Below are 18,013 nucleotides of genomic sequence, written 5' to 3'. Positions count from 1 at the left end.
GTTACTGATCACCTTTACAAATGTCGTTTAAATCCGACTGGTTGGCGTAAATTTTAAGGGTTATATTCTCGCTCGAATATTCTTGTGGGTGGATATAGTTAAGAGCAAGATTATTGGTTTGCCCACCTGTTGCAATCACTTCCGTTGGCTTCAATATACCTGCGTGATTTTTGTTGTAGTACAAGACACACTTTTTAATTGCGGGTAGCCAACTGGTTAGATCTGGGTGGTTGATTGGTGACTGCACTTTCACGCCATCCACTTCAGCTAATGTTTTGAACTCGGATTCTGCCGGGTTAGTCAATGTTAAAACCAGAACCGGCATAATGAAAGCAACAAGTAGCAACCAAAACGTTAACCACTTATTTGTGCTTTTAGTCGGAGTTACATTAGGAGCTCGTGTTGGCTCAGCTTCTACATCGGTTTCTTGAACCTTTGTTACTGGTTCTGGTTCAGCCGTTTCAGCAATGACTTCTTCCGTCATTGTCGTGTTAGCGAACGTTAAGCTAGGTTCTACGTCATCTTCGGTAATTTCAGCGGATACTGGCTGATCATTTGATGACATTGGTGCTGAACGTTCAACGGTCGCAATAAATTGATATCCGCGCTTTGGGACCGTCTTTACAAATTCTGGAGATTTGGTCGAATCTTTCAGCATCTTTCTTAGCGTCGATACTGCTTGAGTTAAGCTTGAGTCATCGACCTCAAAGCCTTGATCTCGCCAAACATATTCATGCAATTCATTGCGAGTGATAACTTCATTGGGCCTTTCTGACAGCATTAGGAGAATGCGGCTTTCATTACTACCAAGACGTACGACTTCGCCATCGCTTAGTTGATCAACAAGTGAATTGCTGTTTGGATCAAATACAAACCGCTGTGCGAGAATAAGCTTTGTGCCGATATTGCTCATTGAATTCTTCTATTTTGGGTGGTTTTGGGTGAGAAATAGACAAACATTAGGTGAAGTTCAGTCAATTCTTCACCAAATCATGGCTTCTTTTATGTTCTTTTATATTTATAACACTCAAGGATAATAAAAACAGATCAAAAAAACAGTGTTTTTATGGTTTTTGACCTTGAATTTACATTTGTCATCCTCATGTTAATGAACACAAGAGTGACATAAAGTGTTACGCCCTTAAAATTATTCAACATAAAGTATAGATGTTTTGGAGTAAAAATGAGCGAAACAGCAACGCAAAATAAAGAGACTCGTGGCTTTCAATCTGAAGTGAAACAACTACTTCATCTAATGATTCACTCACTGTATTCAAATAAAGAAATCTTCCTACGTGAGCTTATCTCTAACGCATCTGACGCGGCTGATAAGCTTCGTTTTCAAGCCTTATCAAATGGTGACCTTTACCAAGGTGATGCAGATTTAGGTGTAAAACTTTCATTCAATGCTGAAGCAAACACCCTAACGATTTCAGACAATGGTATCGGCATGAGCCGCGACAACGTTATTGAACATTTAGGTACGATCGCTAAATCAGGCACTGCGGACTTTTTCTCAAAATTGTCTGAAGACCAAAGTAAAGACTCTCAACTGATTGGTCAATTTGGTGTTGGTTTTTATTCTGCATTCATCGTGGCAGACGCAGTAACCGTTCGCACTCGTGCGGCAGGTTTAGCGAGCAATGAAGCCGTTCAATGGCACTCTGCGGGAGAAGGCGATTACACCATTGAAGACATCACCAAAGAGTCTCGTGGTACTGATATTATTCTTCATATGCGTGAAGACGGGAAAGAGTTCCTTAATGAATGGCGTCTGCGTGAAGTGATTGGTAAATACTCTGATCACATCGGTATCCCAGTTTCTATCTTAACTGCTGTTAAAGATGACGAAGGTAAAGACACCGAAGAGAAACACTGGGAACAGATCAACAAGGCGCAAGCGCTTTGGACTCGTAACAAATCTGATATCGACAAAGAAGAGTACCAAGAGTTTTACAAGCACGTATCTCATGACTTTGCTGACCCACTAACGTGGAGCCACAACAAGGTTGAAGGTAAGAACGACTACACAAGTCTGCTTTACATCCCAGCCAAAGCACCTTGGGACATGATGAACCGTGACCATAAGAGCGGTTTAAAGCTTTACGTGCAGCGTGTATTCATTATGGATGATGCTGAGCAGTTCATGCCATCTTACATGCGTTTCGTTCGAGGCTTGATTGACTCAAATGATCTACCTCTCAACGTGTCTCGTGAAATCCTGCAAGATAACAAGGTAACTCAATCTCTACGTGGTGCATGTACTAAACGTGTTCTAACGATGCTTGAGCGCATGGCGAAGAATGACAACGACAAGTACCTAGAGTTTTGGAAAGAGTTTGGCCTAGTAATGAAAGAAGGCCCAGCTGAAGACATGGCGAACAAAGAGAAGATCGCTGGTCTACTTCGTTTCTCGTCAACGGAAGTGGATTCTGCTGAACAAACTATCAGCCTAGCGTCTTACGTTGAGCGTATGAAAGAAGGCCAAGACAAGATCTATTACCTAACAGCAGATAGTTACGCTGCCGCTAAGAACAGCCCACACTTGGAGCAGTTCAAAGCAAAAGGTATTGAAGTCGTTCTAATGTACGATCGCATTGATGAGTATGTAATGAACTACCTAACTGATTTTGACGGTAAGCAGTTCCAATCGATCACTAAAGCGGGCTTAGATCTAAGCAAGTTTGAAGGCGAAGGAGAGAAAGAGAAGCAAAAAGAGACCGAAGAAGAGTTCAAATCTGTTGTCGAACGCACTCAAGCTTACCTAGGTAATCGTGTTAAAGAGGTTCGTACTACTTTCAAGCTAGCAACAACGCCAGCAGTGGTTGTGACTGATGATTTCGAAATGGGTACGCAAATGGCTAAGCTTCTCGAAGCTGCGGGTCAAGCTGCACCTGAAGTTAAGTACATCTTTGAGATTAACCCTGAGCACGCTCTAGTTAAACAGATGGCAGACGAAGCGGACGAGCATGCGTTCGGCCGTTGGGTTGAGCTGTTACTTGGCCAGGCTATGCTGGCTGAAAAAGGCTCAATGGAAGATCCGTCACAATTCTTGGGTGCAATCAACGAGCTACTAACAAAACGTTAGTCTTTCGACTTTGGGCTAAGCCAATAATTGTATTAAAAAGCTCGCAAATGCGGGCTTTTTTTATGAACGTCTTTGAAAACTCATTAAACGTGGTCAACGTCACCGTTATCGTGGCAATAAATGCTACCAATGCATTCTTTAGTCGTAAATTCAGCCAAATTGAATATTAATGTGATAGAATGCTCGACCTAATCAGCTGAGAGAGAGAAAGCATCGTCTCCAGCTGTATGATTTTTAAACGTTATACCGAAACTTACCGTTTTGCTTCTGTTTACAGTTTTGCTTAACCTCTACTGTTATCTAACGCTTTCTGTTTATCTTAAAAATGAACTAGGAAGGTAGGATAGTGAGCTTCGGTATAAATCATAATTTTATAAGAGGATTAAACATGCGCATCATTCTTCTAGGTGCTCCTGGCGCGGGTAAAGGTACTCAAGCTAACTTCATCATGAACAAATTTGGTATCCCTCAAATTTCAACTGGTGACATGCTACGTGCTGCTATCAAAGCGGGTACTGAGCTTGGTAAGCAAGCAAAATCAGTAATCGACGCTGGTCAGCTAGTTTCTGATGAAATTATCCTTGGTCTTATCAAAGAGCGTATCGCTCAAGATGACTGCGAAAAAGGTTTTCTACTAGACGGCTTTCCACGCACAATCCCACAAGCTGATGGCCTAAAAGAAATGGGTATTGCTGTTGATTACGTTGTTGAATTTGACGTAGCTGACGATGTGATTGTTGAGCGTATGGCTGGTCGTCGTGCTCACCTTTCTTCAGGTCGTACATATCACACTGTGTACAACCCGCCTAAAGAAGAGGGCAAAGATGACGTAACTGGCGAAGAGCTAGTGGTACGTGATGACGACAAAGAAGAAACAGTTCGTGCACGTCTAGGTGTATACCACGATCAAACAGCGCCGCTTATTTCTTACTACGGTAAAGAAGCGGAAGTCGGCAACACTAAGTACCTTAAATTCGACGGTACTAAGCAAGTTGCTGAAGTTAGTGCAGAACTTGAGAAAGCACTAGCATAATTGGCTAACAGCCAGTTTTAGAATTTGATATATTAGAAGCGACCTTATGGGTCGCTTTTTTTGTTCCAAATTTTAGTACGATACCAATCTCGATAAGTTTGATTGCGCTGATTTAAGGTTTTTAGCCCTGATGATGGATAGCAGTTTAGAGTTTGAGGTACCTCACGTTCAGAATGATTATTCAAACATTTGGTATGCTCAATGATCTTGAACTTATGTAGATTAGTATATTACTTTCCAGAAAATTACATATGAGTCTCAGGTATCTATGGAAAATAATAAAAAGCAGGGCGTGTTACTGGTGAACTTAGGGACTCCAGATTCGGCGACCCCAGCTGGCGTTCGTCGATTTTTGAGTGAGTTCTTACATGACAAGCGAGTGGTTAACCTAACGCGTTGGCTCTGGTGTCCTATTTTGCACGGGGTGATTTTACCGATTAGAGCGCCGAAAGTGGCTAAGCTATATCAGTCGGTCTGGATGGATGAAGGCTCACCACTGCTTGTGTACTCCCAAAGACAAGCTAAAAAACTCCAGAAAAAACTAAAGATGCCGGTTGCACTGGGTATGACCTATGGCAACCCAAGCCTAAAGTCGGGTGTTGAGCAGCTGATGGAGCAGGGCGTTGAAGATATCATCGTACTGCCTTTATATCCTCAGTACTCTGGAACAACCACAGCGGCTGTTTCTGATGGTTTAACCAAAGCGTTTAAGCAGATGCCAGTAATTCCAAGCTATCGCTTTATTCGTGATTACTACGCGCACCCTAGTTATGCCAAAGCACTGGCTGAAAGCGTTCGCAGTCATTGGGAGAAAAATGGCAGAGCCGATCACTTGGTTTGTTCGTTCCATGGTATTCCTAAGCGCTTAGCTGATGAAGGTGACATCTATCCTCAACATTGTGAGGCGACAACAAAACTGCTTGCTGAAGAGTTAGGCTTATCTGAGGAAGATATCACCATGACATATCAGTCGCGATTTGGTCGAGAAGAGTGGTTGAAGCCTTACACAGATGAAACGCTTGAGTTACTACCAAGTAAGGGCATTAAGAGTATCGATATTATGGCACCGGCGTTCTCAGTAGACTGCTTGGAAACATTGGAAGAAATTTCTGATCAGTGTAAAGATACCTTCATTGAAGCTGGTGGCGCGGACTTTAGTTATATTATGTGCCTTAACGACAGAGGTTCGCACATCGATATGATGGCAGAGCTAGTGGCTCTTCACCGTTAATTGATATGTAGGCTCTATACATTACAAAAGGGCTGCTCATTGATTGAGCAGCCCTTTTTAATTAATGTTCTGAAGTCATTTTAGATATTAGATATTAGATATTAAGCGACAGATGTTTCTGCTGACTGATCTGCTTTTGATTCTGTGTCAAGCGTCATGTTGGTTTCTACGCCATGCATCCATGACACAAGTTTACCAGCACAAAGCAGCAATAATATGCCACTAGCCGTTGCGGTAATCGCTATACCACTGAAGATTGCCATAGCACCAAACTCGCCTACATGAGAACCAACCAGACCTGCTACGTAGTTTGCCACCGCGTTGAAGCCAAACCAAGCGCCCATCATCAGAGAGGCTAAACGAAGCGGGGCTAGCTTAGTGACCAACGACAGGCCAATGGGCGATAGACAAAGTTCACCAAGGGTATGGAAGAAGAAAGCACCCACCAACCATAACATTGATGTTTTCACTGCTAGGTCACCACCTTGTTCCATTACCGCGCCCATCATGCACACGAAACCCAAAGCTAAGAAGAACAAAGCCATAGCAAACTTCACCGGGGAGTTTGGTTCACGCTTACCAAGCTTAACCCAAAATGCGGCAATGAATGGCGCAAGAGTAATGATGAAGAATGGGTTTAGGGACTGGAACCACGCGGCAGGTACTTCAAAACCACCAATCATACGGTCAGTATATTGTTGCGTGTAGATGTTCATCAGACCACCTGCTTGTTCAAAGCCAGCCCAGAAAACGATCACGAACAGACCCATAATTAAAATCACTTTTAGTCTGTCAAATTCTTCTTTGGTTAGTGGATCTTTTTCTTTAGATTTGTTTAAGGCTTTTGCTCGAGCTGCAGCAGGCACTGAACCTATGTTACCTAACCATGATTGAGCCATAGTCACTTGCATGATCAAACTAATAATCATACCAATGCCAGCGGCTAGGAAGCCGGCTTTCCAGCCGAAAGAGTCGACTGCAACACCCGAAATTAATCCACCAAGCAGTGCGCCTAAGTTGATGCCCATATAGAAAATAGTGAAAGCACCATCACGTCGGTTGTCGCCTTCTCGGTACAAGTCACCAACCATGGTCGAGATGTTTGGTTTAAACATACCGTTACCACTGATAAGCAGAGCTAAACCGAGGTAAAGAGCATTTACTTGGTCTAAGCCAATAAAGCCATTGGGTAGAGCAAGTGTAAATTGGCCTAGCGCCATTAATAAACCGCCAATCAGGATCGATTTACGTTGTCCTAAGTAATTATCTGCAATCCAGCCACCGATTAAGGGTGTAATGTAGACTAAGCCAGTATAAATACCGTAGAGATCAAGTGCGTCTTTCGTTGACCAACTGAGCCCACCGTTAATAGTGGTGTCGGTTAAAAATAAAACCAGAATTGCACGCATTGCGTAATAGGAAAAACGTTCCCATAATTCTGTGCTAAAAAGTAGGAATAGGCCTCTAGGATGGCCAAAGATATTGTGATTGCTTGGCATAAGTTTTACTAACTTCAGGTATTAAAAGATTTTATAGTAACTTATGTATACAGAGTGGAATAAAAAACTGCAATAGATGTTTTTTGTAGTTTTTAAAGTGTATCTATGTAAGGTGCTGATATTAATGGTTTTTTATTGAGTTTTGTTCTGAAAGGAGGCGATGAAAACTAATTTTCCAGATTTGAACTGGATGATTAATGCGCCTTCTTTAGTGCCTATCGAATGGTGTTTTACTTATGTATTAGTACGGTGTATGGGTTGGTCGAAAATGAAAATGCGATCTAATAGGTTTTTTATATGCCAATACCTTCTATATTCCTTATTTGTATGTAAATCTTATCGCTGTACAATATCTAATTGCATTTTTGAAGGCTATTTTCTTGGTAAATAGCTCTATTCGGAAGATTACTCTGTTGATAACGGTTCATATTATTACGCCTAATTAAACCGTTTTATGCTGTGGTAAGATGTCCCAAAATAAAATAAATGGCTAGTAAAAATGAAACGTTGGTATTTAGTCTACTGTAAGCGTGGTGATCAAAAACGCGCACAGCAGCACTTGGAAAATCAGGGGGTAGAGTGCTTTTATCCCCAAATCGAAGTTGAAAAGTCAGTTCGAGGAAAAGAAAAACGGGTCAAAGAACCGTTATTCCCTTCTTATATATTTGTCCGCTTCGACTATGAGCAAGGTCCTAGCTTCACAACCGTTCGTTCAACCCGTGGTGTTGTGGACTTTATTAAGTTTGGTGCAAGGCCACATGAGGTCCAAGGAGACTTGGTGTTTGAGCTCAAAGAGTTTGAGAAGTGCTGCAGTAACGAAGTGGAAGACTGTTGTGTTGAGTTTGAATCTGGGCAGGTAGTTAAGATTCAGAGTGGCCAGTTTGCTGGGGTTGAAGCTATTTTCGATCAGAAAGACGGTGAAGCTCGCTCTATTATGCTGGTAAAAATGATCAGCCAAGTGGTTCCAATCAGTATTGAGAACGAAGCACTACAAGCTCACGCATAAGTGCAGCAATACAAAAAACAGGCTTAAAACGAAAAAGGCGCATTATGCGCCTTTTTTAGTCTTTAGGGATTGTTCAAAACACGTTAAGCGTTGTAAGCATCGTTGTGAACGGTTTGAACTGCACGGCCTGATGGGTCGACACAGTTTTTGAATGACTCATCCCACTCAATCGCTTTCGCTGATGAACAAGCGACTGAAGGGCCGCCGGGTACACATTCTGCCGCTGAATCTAGAGGGAATAACTCTTCAAAGATTTCGCGGTAAGCGTAACCTTCTTTAGTTGTTGGCGTGTTGTAAGGGAAGCGAAACTTAGCAGCTTCCATTTGTTGATCCGTGACTTTCGCTTCAGCTGTTGCTTTCAACGTATCAATCCAATCGTAGCCTACACCATCAGAAAACTGTTCTTTTTGACGCCAAGCGATTGAGTCTGGAAGGTAGTCCTCGAAACACTCACGTAGGATGTGTTTTTCCATCTTACCGTTACCACACATCTTATCTTCAGGGTTCAGACGCATTGCGACATCGATGAACTCTTTATCCAAGAATGGTACTCGGCCTTCAACACCCCATGCCGCTAGCGATTTGTTTGCACGAGCACAATCGAACATGCTTAGAGCAAGCAGTTTACGAACGGTTTCTTCGTGGAATTCTTTCGCGTTTGGCGCTTTATGGAAGTACAGATAACCACCAAAGATCTCATCAGCACCTTCACCAGACAGTACCATTTTGATGCCCATTGCTTTTATCTTGCGAGCAAGCAAGTACATTGGCGTTGATGCACGAATCGTCGTTACATCATAAGTTTCGATGTGATAGATAACATCACGGATGGCATCTAAGCCTTCCTGAATGGTGTAAGTCATCTCATGGTGTACAGTCCCGATTTTGTCCGCAACTTCACGAGCAGCGATAAGATCTGGTGCGCCTTCTAGGCCAACTGCGAATGAGTGCAGCTGTGGCCACCAAGCTTCAGATTGCTCATCATCCTCGATACGCATGGCAGCAAAACGTTTAGCGACTGCTGAAGTGATTGATGAATCAAGACCACCAGATAGAAGTACACCGTAGGGAACATCAGTCATTAGTTGACGCTTAACAGCAGCTTCTAATGCCTCAGTCAGTTCTTCTTTGCTTGTGCTGTTACCTTGAACGGCAGCATATTCGTTCCAATCGCGAATGTAGTAGCGTTGAGGCTCTGCATCTTTTGAAGAGTAGAAGCTACCAGGGGGGAACTCACTGATCGTCTTACATACAGGTACTAGCGCTTTCATTTCAGAAGCGACGTAGTAGTTACCGTGCTCATCATAGCCTTGATAAAGCGGGATGATTCCGATGTGGTCACGACCCACTAGGTACTCGTCTTTGTCTTCGTCATACAATACGAACGCAAAAATACCGTTAAGTTCTTCTAATAGCTCTGCGCCCATTTCTTGGTATAGGGCAAGAATCACTTCACAGTCAGAATCCGTCTGAAACTGGTACTTGTCTTCATAGCGTGCGCGAAGTTCTTTGTGGTTATAGATTTCACCGTTTACTGCAAGAATGTGCTTTTTGTCTTGGCTGTATAGCGGCTGGGCACCACTGTTAAGGCCAACGATAGCTAAACGCTCGTGAGCGAGGATGGCTTTCTCACCAGCATAGATGCCAGACCAATCAGGGCCGCGGTGACGAAGCTTTTTAGACATTTCTAAAGCAATAGGGCGAAGTGCTGCGGCATCACTTTTAATGTCGAGAATGCCAAATACTGAACACATAGAACTTCCTTTTAAATAATTTCTAAATCAACTGTATTCAATTTGCCATTTTGGCTAAAAAAAGCAACCAGATGTGAGTAAAAAAATAATATAAAGGCTCGTACATTAGAAATAATCTAATAATAGTGTTGTTTTTGTGTTTCCTATCTAATTGCAGTTGGTTTTTTATACGAAAGCCTCTCAAAAGTGCACAAGTTCGCAATTTTGAGAGGTTTGGAGAGAGGTTTTAGACTAGATTTTATTGATGTTTGGGTTTAATTGTTCACATACATGCCGAGCAAAGCCACTACCCGCTTCACTGTAAATGTTGAATGCCGCATCGACGCCATTTTCTTTTAATGTTTCGAGTTGATCCGGATATTCGGCAATCGCTGCAATTTGACCTTTAAAATTACGCGACTTCAATTGTTCTATAGCGGTTTGATTACCTTGGTGATGAGGCATCGCTAATATCACCAGTTTTACATTGGCTGTATCTAAAATTCGTTCCCAAAAGTCTGGGTCAGTTGCGTCGCCAGAAATTACGTTTCTTCCGTGGCTTCTGTGGTTGTGCGCAGCATCTTCACGCACCTCCACACCTAAGCTGACTTTGCCGTAGCGTGAACGTAGCTCGTCGTAGGCACCGGTACCAATTCGTCCCATGCCAAGGATAAGCACTTGAGCACGACCAGGGTCGATAAGTTGGTCTCGTTGGTGAAGTTTCTCTGCGGCGTGCTCTTTTAGCCACTTTCTGGATTGTTGATAAAGTTTGTGACCAGCTCTATTTAGAGGAGCGGCGATTAAGAACGAAAGTGATACGGCAATAGCCACAGCCACTAAGATGTCACCAGACATCCAACCCATTTTAAAAGCGAGGCCACCGACTATGAGGCCAAACTCACTGTAGTTAAACAGTGATAGAGAAGCGAGGAGTGATGTTCGAACACGGAACTTAAAGCGGTTGAGTACTAAGAAATAAAGTAAACCTTTGACTGGTAGCAACAATAAGAATAGGACAGCGAGCATAAATCCTTGAATGGTTGGTTGCTCGGATAAGCCAATGTTCAAGAAGAAGCAAATAAGGAAAAGCTCTTTAAGGTTAAACAGTGATTTTGATAGCTCTGAGGCTTTAGGGTGGCCTGCTAGTAACATACCTAGGATAAGGGCACCTAGATCTGGTTTCATGCCAACAAGCTCGAACAGGCCGGCGCCTATCACTAACGCAAAGAAAATGCCGAACAGAACTAACATTTCACCGTGCCCAACCCAATCAAGTACTTTGTAGAAAAGGGGGCGTAAGAACGGAAGAGCGAATAATGCGATGGCATACCACTCTGGAATTTTTCCTGTAGATGCTGTCAAAAAGACCACGGCAAAAATATCCTGCATTACCAGAATACCTATCGCTAATGTTCCGTAGGTCGCATTCATTTCTCCTTTCTCTTGCAGGGACTTAACTGCGAATACGGTACTAGAGAAAGAGAGGGCAAAGCCAAGTAAAACGATTTGTTCCATCGACATGGCAGCTAGCGATGAAATACCTAAGAGCTTAAAACCAAATAGGGCGGCCGCAAAAAACAGAGTCGATAAAAGATTGTGGATTGTTGCCCCTGCCCAGATTTCCTTAGAGAGTAAGGTTTTGATGTCGAGCTTTAAGCCAATAGTAAACAGGAGTAGCGTGACACCGAGGTCCGCTAAGGTAATGATGGTGTCATTGGTTTGAAAGCCTAGAGCATAGAGCCCAAAACCTGCGACCAGAAAGCCAACTAACGGGGGAAGGTGACACTTTAAAGCAATAAATCCTGCGATAAACGCAGTGGATATTAATATAAGTTCCATAACTTGTTGTTTTAGTTCCCTAGCTTAAAAAAAACGGGCCGTGTTCATACAAACACGGCCCGCGGAAAATCAGAATGGTTTTCTTTAGTCTTCGAGTAGCTTTTGAAGTAACACGCCGTTGAGCATAGCGCGCTTAATCATGGCAAAAGCTCCCATCGTAGGATGTTTGTCGATCTGCGATGCTACAATAGGTAAGCCGCTATGGAAAGTCGTTAAAGACTGATTCTCTACATTGCGCTTAATTGCAGGGAAAACAACCTCTTGTGCCTTCGTAATGTCACCGGCAATGATCACTTTTTGAGGGTTAAATAAGTTAATCGTCATTGCGATAGCCTTACCTAATTGGTTCCCTACGCGAACTAAGCTCTGCTTGGCCAGTTCGTCACCGTTGATAGCATGGTCACAAACATCTTGAATAGTAATATGTTCAAGTTCTGTTAAAGAAGACTTATAGCCTTGCTTAATCAGTTTCTGTACTCGTTCAATAATCGCAGGGTTCGCAGCTACTGTTTCAAGACAACCGAAATTACCACACTGACACTGTTCACCTAGGGGATCAATTTGGATATGGCCAATTTCCCCAACGTTACGATTGTGGCCAAGGAAGACTTGGCCATTAACGATAATGCCAGCTCCAGTACCACGGTGAACGCTCACTAAGATCGAATCTTGGCTGTCTTTACTTGCACCGAAATAGTGTTCGGCAAGCGCCATCCCTCTAACGTCATTGCCAACAAAGCAAGCCACATGGAATGTGTCGCGAATAATGTCGCTCAATGCTAGGTTATCGATATCCGTGTTTGGCATATACTCAACGACGCCTGTCGTAGGGTTCACCAAGCCAGGAAGAGTGATACCAATGGCAATCAGTTGGTCGATCTTTGGTTGATGTTCTGCAATGAAAGTCTTCAAATTATTGAGCAAACCTTGGGTCAGGTCTGATTGATCTGAATAATCAAGGTCTTGCTGCTGAAAAGCCAATTCACGACCACCTAGATCATGAAGGCTCACTTGAATGTAGTCTCGCCCTAAGCGTACAGCAATGGAATGAAAAGGTTCTACTTCTGTAGTTAGAGAAATAGCGCGCCTACCGCCAGTAGACGCTTGTTGCGCTACCTCTTTAATTAGGCCGCGTTCTAAAAGTTGGCGGGTAATTTTTGTAACACTTGCCGGTGCGAGTTGGCTTACATCTGCCACTTGTATACGACTGATAGGCCCTTGTTGGTCTATTAGTCGATATACCGCTGCACTGTTTAGTTGTTTAACTAAGTCTACGTTACCTATTTGTCCGCCATTCATACTTAATTATGCTCGTATTGTCCGTTAACAACAGTCGCTTTAACGTTAAAGTCTCGGTCAAATACAGCGAGGTTTGCGACCATGCCTTTTTTGATTCGACCTAGCTTACTTTCTACACCAATAGCTGTAGCTGGGTATAGCGTAGCCATGCGGAGAGCTTCGTCTAAAGCGATACCAGCGTGCTCAACTGTATTCTGAACTGCTTCAATCATAGTCAGAGCTGAGCCGCCCAGTGTGCCGTTTTCATCAACACACTTACCATCACGGTAATATACTTTCTTACCGACAAAAATAAAGTATTCCATGTTAGCACCTGCAGGAGCTGTGGCATCCGTCACTAATACCAACTTTTCTCCCTTGATTTTATGCGCAATTCGGATGTTAGCGTAATCAACGTGGAAGCCGTCAGCAATAATACCGGCGTAAACCTCAGGGGTATCGTAAATCGCACCAACAACGCCTGGTTCACGACCAACCATCGGAGTCATTGCGTTGAATAGGTGAGTGGCGAAGGTAATACCTGATTCAAAACCTTGACGCGCTTCTGCGTAAGTTGCGTTGGTGTGACCTATAGAAACTACTACGCCAGCTTTGTGTAGACGCTCGATATGTTCAGGGTCGTTAAGCTCGGGAGCTAGTGTTACTTTTGCAACAAGGTCGCTGTTCTCACAGATAAGCTCAATCATATCGCTATCGGATTTACGAATGTGATCTACGTTGTGGATGCCTTTCTTAGCAACGTTTAGGTACGGACCTTCAAGGTGCAAGCCTAAAGATTGGTTTTGGTATTGGTTGTGGTACTCGCGAGCTGCCGTGATAACGGCGCGCATGTCTTCATCTGATGAAGTGATTAGCGTTGGAAGGAAGCTAGTACAACCGGATTGCAGGTTTGCTTTGTGCATGATCTGCATTGTGTCAGCAGTGATCTCATCGTTCAGCATTACACCGCCACAACCGTTCAGTTGTAGGTCAATGAAACCCGGGCTTAGGTTCGCACCATTTAGGTCGCGAATCTCAATGCCTTCTGGAATTTCAGAGATTGGACAGACTTTTTTGATTAGTTCGTTTTCGATTACAACAGCATGATCAGTGAGAACATCACTACCTGTGTAAATTTTACAGTTACTTAGCGCGTACATAGTCAGCTAATCCTTATTTCGTGAGATCTTTAAAATTTCTTCGTTACGTAAATGTGGACTTAGTTTGCAGGCATCATTTACATAACGATTTATTCCCTATGGTCAAACAGATTTAAAAATGAAGTTAACTCAAAGCTTTGAAATTTAAGGTTTAATTAAATGTTAGCCATACATTAATATTGAACGTTAACTGTTATTCACATGGCTAGATATACGAATAGCCCCCTCTTTTCCAACTATGAATTAGATTTAAATCTTATCTATAAATACCCATTTTTTGAATGATAAAATAAGTTTTATGATCTCGCTAGCAAAAACCTCTGGATTTGGTAAAAACTGGTGATTAGGATCACAAATGGTAAGGTTTTAATTTGCGGGGCAAAATTAATTGAATACACTGAAAAGGACTAAATTGAGAGACTAAAATAAGTTTCTCAAACGAATTCTAAAAATCCTATAGGGGGAAACAACTGGTGAATATTTTAGGATATGCACAGAAGTTAGGTAAGGCGTTAATGCTACCTATCGCAACGCTTCCGATTGCGGCGCTTCTATTACGTTTAGGTCAAGGCGATCTACTTGATATTCCATTTATGGCTCAAGCTGGTGGCGCTATCTTCGGTAACCTACCATTGCTATTTGGTCTAGGTATCGCAATTGGTCTTTCTAAAGACGGTAACGGTGCTGCAGGTCTTGCTGGCGCTGTGGCTTATTTTGTACTAACAGCGACAGCAACGACAATTAACGCAGACGTTAACATGTCATTCTTTGGCGGTATCTTCGCGGGTATCATCGCAGGTCACTCTTACAATGCTTTTCATGCGACACGTCTTCCTGAGTGGCTGGCATTCTTTGCGGGTAAACGTTTAGTTCCGATTATGGCTGGTCTATTTGCACTTGTTGCTGGTGCTGTATCTGGTGTGGTTTGGCCTGGAGTTCAATCCGGTTTAGATACGCTAGCTCATGCTGTCTCAACGTCTGGCGCTATCGGCCAATTCGTTTATGGTACGCTTAACCGTGCACTTATCCCTGTAGGTCTACACCACGTATTGAACTCATACTTCTGGTTTGGTATGGGTACATGTCAAGAAATCATCGTTGCTGGTCAAGGCGCATTCGCTAACATCACTCAACTTTGTGTTGACCCAGCGCTTGCTAAAACTCTAGTTGTTGGCCAAGAGCACACATTCACATTCGCTAACTCTGTAACTCCAGAAATCACTACTGTAGTTAAAGAAGTGACTGAAACTGTTAAATCTGGCGACCTACACCGTTTCTTCGGCGGCGATAAAGGCGCTGGCGTATTCATGAACGGTTTCTTCCCAGTAATGATGTTCGGTCTACCAGGTGCAGCACTTGCAATGTACCTAGCTGCTCCTGCTGAAAAGCGTAGCCAAGTTGGTGGTGCACTGTTCTCAGTTGCATTCTGTTCATTCCTAACAGGTATCACAGAGCCGCTAGAATTCATGTTCGTATTCCTTGCTCCTGCTCTATACGCAATGCACGCTGTATTTACAGGTCTGTCTCTAGTCGTTGCTAACATGTTTGGTACTCTGCACGGTTTCGGTTTCTCTGCTGGTCTTATCGACTTCGTATTGAACTGGGGTCTAGCAACTAAACCATTCGTACTACTACTAATCGGTCTTGGCTTCGGTGCTCTATACTTCTTCACTTTCTCTTTCGCAATCCGCGCTTTCAACTTGAAATCGCCAGGTCGTGAAGATGATGACGAAGCTGTTGCTGCTCCTGTTGGCGATGCACCAAAGGGCGACCTTGCACGTCAATACCTGAAAGCTCTAGGTGGTCACGACAACCTAACTTCAATCGACGCTTGTATCACTCGTCTACGTCTAACTCTTAAAGACCGCTCTGTTGCAGATGAAGTTGTTCTTAAGAAACTAGGTGCTAAAGGTGTGGTTAAACTAGGTGAAAATAACCTACAGGTTATCCTAGGCCCACTAGCTGAAATCGTAGCTGGCGAAATGAAAGCTATCGGTGCAGGCGAAGACCTATCTGATGTAAAACTTCCATAGTAAGGGAAGTCCTTAATTAAGACGTAAAGTTACTCTTAAGTAAGTGTCAAATTGAAAGCCTCCCACATGGGAGGCTTTTTTGTGCCTGTGATTTAAGTTCGGTGAACAAGGTTCGTTCTATTCTTTACCGAATAGTAGAAATAATCACAATTAACGGACGGTTCTTATTGTGCAAAGGCAAAGAATTGTGGATGATTAGCAACAATGATCTTTCTACCTTTGACTGGCGCTACAAGCGAGCGTTTTCTTGGAGGCGGAAGATAACTTTCTCTGACAATACTAAATACATAGAGGTGCTATAGATGAGTGAAGCTGAGGCTCGTCCATCGAATTTCATTCGCCAAATTATTGATAAAGATTTAGCTGATGGTACACACAGTAGCGTGCATACTCGTTTCCCGCCGGAGCCAAATGGCTACCTGCACATTGGTCACGCTAAATCTATTTGCTTGAACTTTGGTATTGCTCAGGACTACCAGGGACAATGTAATCTTCGTTTCGATGATACAAACCCTGAAAAAGAAGACGTTGAATACGTTGAGTCAATTAAGAATGATGTAAGTTGGTTAGGCTTCGAATGGTCTGGTGATATTTGTTACTCATCAAACTACTTCGATACGCTTTACGCTTATGCTGTGGAATTAATTAATAAAGGCTTAGCGTATGTTGACGAGCTAAGTCCTGATCAAATCCGTGAGTACCGTGGCACGCTAAAAGAGCCAGGTAAAGCGAGCCCATACCGCGACCGCAGCCCTGAAGAGAACCTAGCGTTGTTTGAAAAAATGCGTGACGGTGGTTTCGAAGAAGGCAAAGCGTGTCTACGTGCTAAGATCGACATGAGCTCTTCATTCATGGTGATGCGCGATCCTGTTATCTACCGTGTTCGTTTTGCTAACCACCATCAGACAGGTGACAAGTGGTGCATTTATCCAATGTACGACTTCACTCACTGTATTTCTGATGCGTTGGAAGGTATTACTCACTCTATCTGCACTCTTGAATTCCAAGACAACCGTCGTTTGTACGACTGGGTGTTAGATAACATTACGATTGACAGCCAACCTCGCCAGTATGAGTTTAGCCGCTTGAATCTTGAATACACAGTGATGTCTAAGCGTAAGCTGAACCAACTTGTGGTTGAGAATCTAGTTCAAGGTTGGGATGACCCTCGTATGCCTACTATCTCTGGTTTACGTCGTCGCGGGTTTACTCCAAGTTCGATTCGTGAATTCTGTAAGCGTATTGGTGTAACGAAGCAAGAGAATATGATTGAGTTCGGTTCGCTTGAATCTTGTATTCGTGATGACCTGAATGAAAATGCACCTCGTGCGATGGCTGTTCTGGATCCTGTGAAGGTAGTGATCGAGAACTACGAAGCAGATACAGTAGAAACGCTAACCGTTGCAAACCACCCAAATAAGCCAGAAATGGGTACTCGTGAAGTACCATTTACACGTGAAGTTTGGATTGAGCGTGATGACTTCCGTGAAGAAGCAAACAAGAAGTACAAGCGTTTGGTTCTAGGTAAAGAAGTTCGTCTACGTGGCGCTTACGTGATCAAAGCAGAACGTATCGAAAAAGATGCAGAAGGTAACATTACGACTATCTTCTGTTCTTACGATAACGAAACTCTGGGTAAGAACCCTGCAGATGGCCGTAAAGTGAAAGGCGTTATCCACTGGGTATCAGCTAATAAAGCACTGCCTGCTGAGATTCGTTTATACGATCGTCTATTCACAGTGGCAAACCCAGCCGCTGCTGACGACTTTGCAGCAACGCTGAACCCTGAATCTCTGGTTACGCTAAACGGTTTTGTTGAGCCTAGCTTAGCTGAAGGCGTGGCAGAGCAAGCGTACCAGTTTGAACGTACCGGTTACTTCTGCGTAGATTCGAAAGACTCTAAAGCAGACGCGCTAGTATTCAACCGTACAGTTGGCTTGCGTGACACTTGGGGTAAAGCTGAAGCTTAATAGCTCTGTTTCTCAAAGCTTAGTTTCTCAAGATGCGATTAATAAAAAACCGGCTTAGAGCCGGTTTTTTTGTATCTGGATAAAATAACAAATTGTGGGTCAAGCTGATGTGAATCTTACTACCGCATGAGCCCAAATAAAAA

Annotated in this window: 12 protein-coding genes; 6 read left to right on the top strand and 6 right to left on the bottom strand. The window is 43.2% G+C overall.

Annotation, left to right across the window (positions count from 1 at the left end; translation table 11 throughout):
- Window position 1 precedes the first annotated feature (1 nt).
- Window positions 2–913 carry a transcriptional regulator gene (locus OCV24_RS10250; protein ID WP_077680126.1) on the bottom strand — a complete coding sequence of 304 codons (912 nt, stop codon included), beginning with the start codon at window positions 911–913 and terminating at the stop codon, window positions 2–4.
- Window positions 914–1,183: 270 nt separating this feature from the next.
- On the opposite strand from OCV24_RS10250, the gene htpG reads away from it, so the two are divergent.
- The 3 genes from htpG (at window position 1,184) to hemH (ending at window position 5,352) form a co-directional block, all read left to right on the top strand.
- Window positions 1,184–3,088 carry a molecular chaperone HtpG gene (gene htpG, locus OCV24_RS10245; RefSeq protein ID WP_150877769.1) on the top strand — a complete coding sequence of 635 codons (1,905 nt, stop codon included), beginning with the start codon at window positions 1,184–1,186 and terminating at the stop codon, window positions 3,086–3,088.
- Window positions 3,089–3,476: 388 nt separating this feature from the next.
- The gene (gene adk, locus OCV24_RS10240) at window positions 3,477–4,121 is read left to right on the top strand and encodes an adenylate kinase (protein WP_046224691.1); all 645 of its coding nucleotides are present in this window, start codon (window positions 3,477–3,479) and stop codon (window positions 4,119–4,121) included.
- Window positions 4,122–4,389: 268 nt separating this feature from the next.
- Window positions 4,390–5,352, top strand: coding sequence for a ferrochelatase (gene hemH / locus OCV24_RS10235; RefSeq protein ID WP_150877770.1), 963 nt, complete (start codon window positions 4,390–4,392; stop codon window positions 5,350–5,352).
- Window positions 5,353–5,453: 101 nt separating this feature from the next.
- Here the strand turns inward: hemH and OCV24_RS10230 are convergent, their stop codons facing one another.
- The gene (locus OCV24_RS10230) at window positions 5,454–6,851 is read right to left on the bottom strand and encodes a peptide MFS transporter (RefSeq protein WP_102506597.1); all 1,398 of its coding nucleotides are present in this window, start codon (window positions 6,849–6,851) and stop codon (window positions 5,454–5,456) included.
- A 499-nt stretch (window positions 6,852–7,350) separates the two neighbouring features.
- Between OCV24_RS10230 and rfaH the strand changes: the two genes are divergently transcribed.
- Complete coding sequence (gene rfaH / locus OCV24_RS10225; RefSeq protein WP_017056389.1) at window positions 7,351–7,857, top strand: transcription/translation regulatory transformer protein RfaH; 507 nt, start codon at window positions 7,351–7,353, stop codon at window positions 7,855–7,857.
- 83 nt (window positions 7,858–7,940) lie between these two features.
- Here the strand turns inward: rfaH and asnB are convergent, their stop codons facing one another.
- The 4 genes from asnB to nagA all read right to left on the bottom strand — a co-directional run bounded on the left by asnB (window position 7,941) and on the right by nagA (window position 13,867).
- Window positions 7,941–9,611 (bottom strand): asparagine synthase B, encoded by a 1,671-nt coding sequence (asnB, locus tag OCV24_RS10220; protein ID WP_017056390.1) that lies wholly within the window; start codon window positions 9,609–9,611, stop codon window positions 7,941–7,943.
- Window positions 9,612–9,842: 231 nt separating this feature from the next.
- Window positions 9,843–11,429: a cation:proton antiporter family protein gene (locus OCV24_RS10215; RefSeq protein ID WP_017056391.1), complete on the bottom strand. Its 1,587-nt coding sequence runs from the start codon at window positions 11,427–11,429 to the stop codon at window positions 9,843–9,845.
- Window positions 11,430–11,513: 84 nt separating this feature from the next.
- Entirely contained in the window at window positions 11,514–12,728 is a 1,215-nt protein-coding gene (gene nagC, locus OCV24_RS10210; protein WP_017056392.1) for a DNA-binding transcriptional regulator NagC, read from the bottom strand.
- A 2-nt stretch (window positions 12,729–12,730) separates the two neighbouring features.
- Window positions 12,731–13,867, bottom strand: a complete 1,137-nt coding sequence (gene nagA / locus OCV24_RS10205) for an N-acetylglucosamine-6-phosphate deacetylase (RefSeq protein ID WP_017056393.1) — start codon at window positions 13,865–13,867, stop codon at window positions 12,731–12,733.
- Between the two features lie 515 nt (window positions 13,868–14,382).
- Between nagA and nagE the strand changes: the two genes are divergently transcribed.
- Complete coding sequence (gene nagE, locus OCV24_RS10200) at window positions 14,383–15,900, top strand: N-acetylglucosamine-specific PTS transporter subunit IIBC (RefSeq protein WP_017056394.1); 1,518 nt, start codon at window positions 14,383–14,385, stop codon at window positions 15,898–15,900.
- Window positions 15,901–16,202: 302 nt separating this feature from the next.
- On the top strand, window positions 16,203–17,870 hold the full coding sequence (gene glnS / locus OCV24_RS10195) for a glutamine--tRNA ligase (RefSeq protein WP_017056395.1): 1,668 nt from the start codon (window positions 16,203–16,205) through the stop codon (window positions 17,868–17,870).
- The last annotated feature ends 143 nt before the right edge of the window (window positions 17,871–18,013 follow it).

The sequence above is a fragment of the Vibrio kanaloae genome (genome assembly GCF_024347535.1).
Lineage (GTDB): Bacteria > Pseudomonadota > Gammaproteobacteria > Enterobacterales > Vibrionaceae > Vibrio > Vibrio kanaloae.
This window is presented reverse-complemented; position numbering and strand designations above follow the sequence as displayed.

Excerpts from the sequence above, each read along its gene's own strand:
- OCV24_RS10250 (WP_077680126.1), bottom strand. The coding sequence starts at position 913 with ATGAGCAATATCGGCACAAAGCTTATTCTCGCACAGCGGTTTGTATTT.
- htpG (WP_150877769.1), top strand. The coding sequence starts at position 1,184 with ATGAGCGAAACAGCAACGCAAAATAAAGAGACTCGTGGCTTTCAATCT.
- adk (WP_046224691.1), top strand. The coding sequence starts at position 3,477 with ATGCGCATCATTCTTCTAGGTGCTCCTGGCGCGGGTAAAGGTACTCAA.
- hemH (WP_150877770.1), top strand. The coding sequence starts at position 4,390 with ATGGAAAATAATAAAAAGCAGGGCGTGTTACTGGTGAACTTAGGGACT.
- OCV24_RS10230 (WP_102506597.1), bottom strand. The coding sequence starts at position 6,851 with ATGCCAAGCAATCACAATATCTTTGGCCATCCTAGAGGCCTATTCCTA.
- rfaH (WP_017056389.1), top strand. The coding sequence starts at position 7,351 with ATGAAACGTTGGTATTTAGTCTACTGTAAGCGTGGTGATCAAAAACGC.
- asnB (WP_017056390.1), bottom strand. The coding sequence starts at position 9,611 with ATGTGTTCAGTATTTGGCATTCTCGACATTAAAAGTGATGCCGCAGCA.
- OCV24_RS10215 (WP_017056391.1), bottom strand. The coding sequence starts at position 11,429 with ATGGAACTTATATTAATATCCACTGCGTTTATCGCAGGATTTATTGCT.
- nagC (WP_017056392.1), bottom strand. The coding sequence starts at position 12,728 with ATGAATGGCGGACAAATAGGTAACGTAGACTTAGTTAAACAACTAAAC.
- nagA (WP_017056393.1), bottom strand. The coding sequence starts at position 13,867 with ATGTACGCGCTAAGTAACTGTAAAATTTACACAGGTAGTGATGTTCTC.
- nagE (WP_017056394.1), top strand. The coding sequence starts at position 14,383 with ATGCTACCTATCGCAACGCTTCCGATTGCGGCGCTTCTATTACGTTTA.
- glnS (WP_017056395.1), top strand. The coding sequence starts at position 16,203 with ATGAGTGAAGCTGAGGCTCGTCCATCGAATTTCATTCGCCAAATTATT.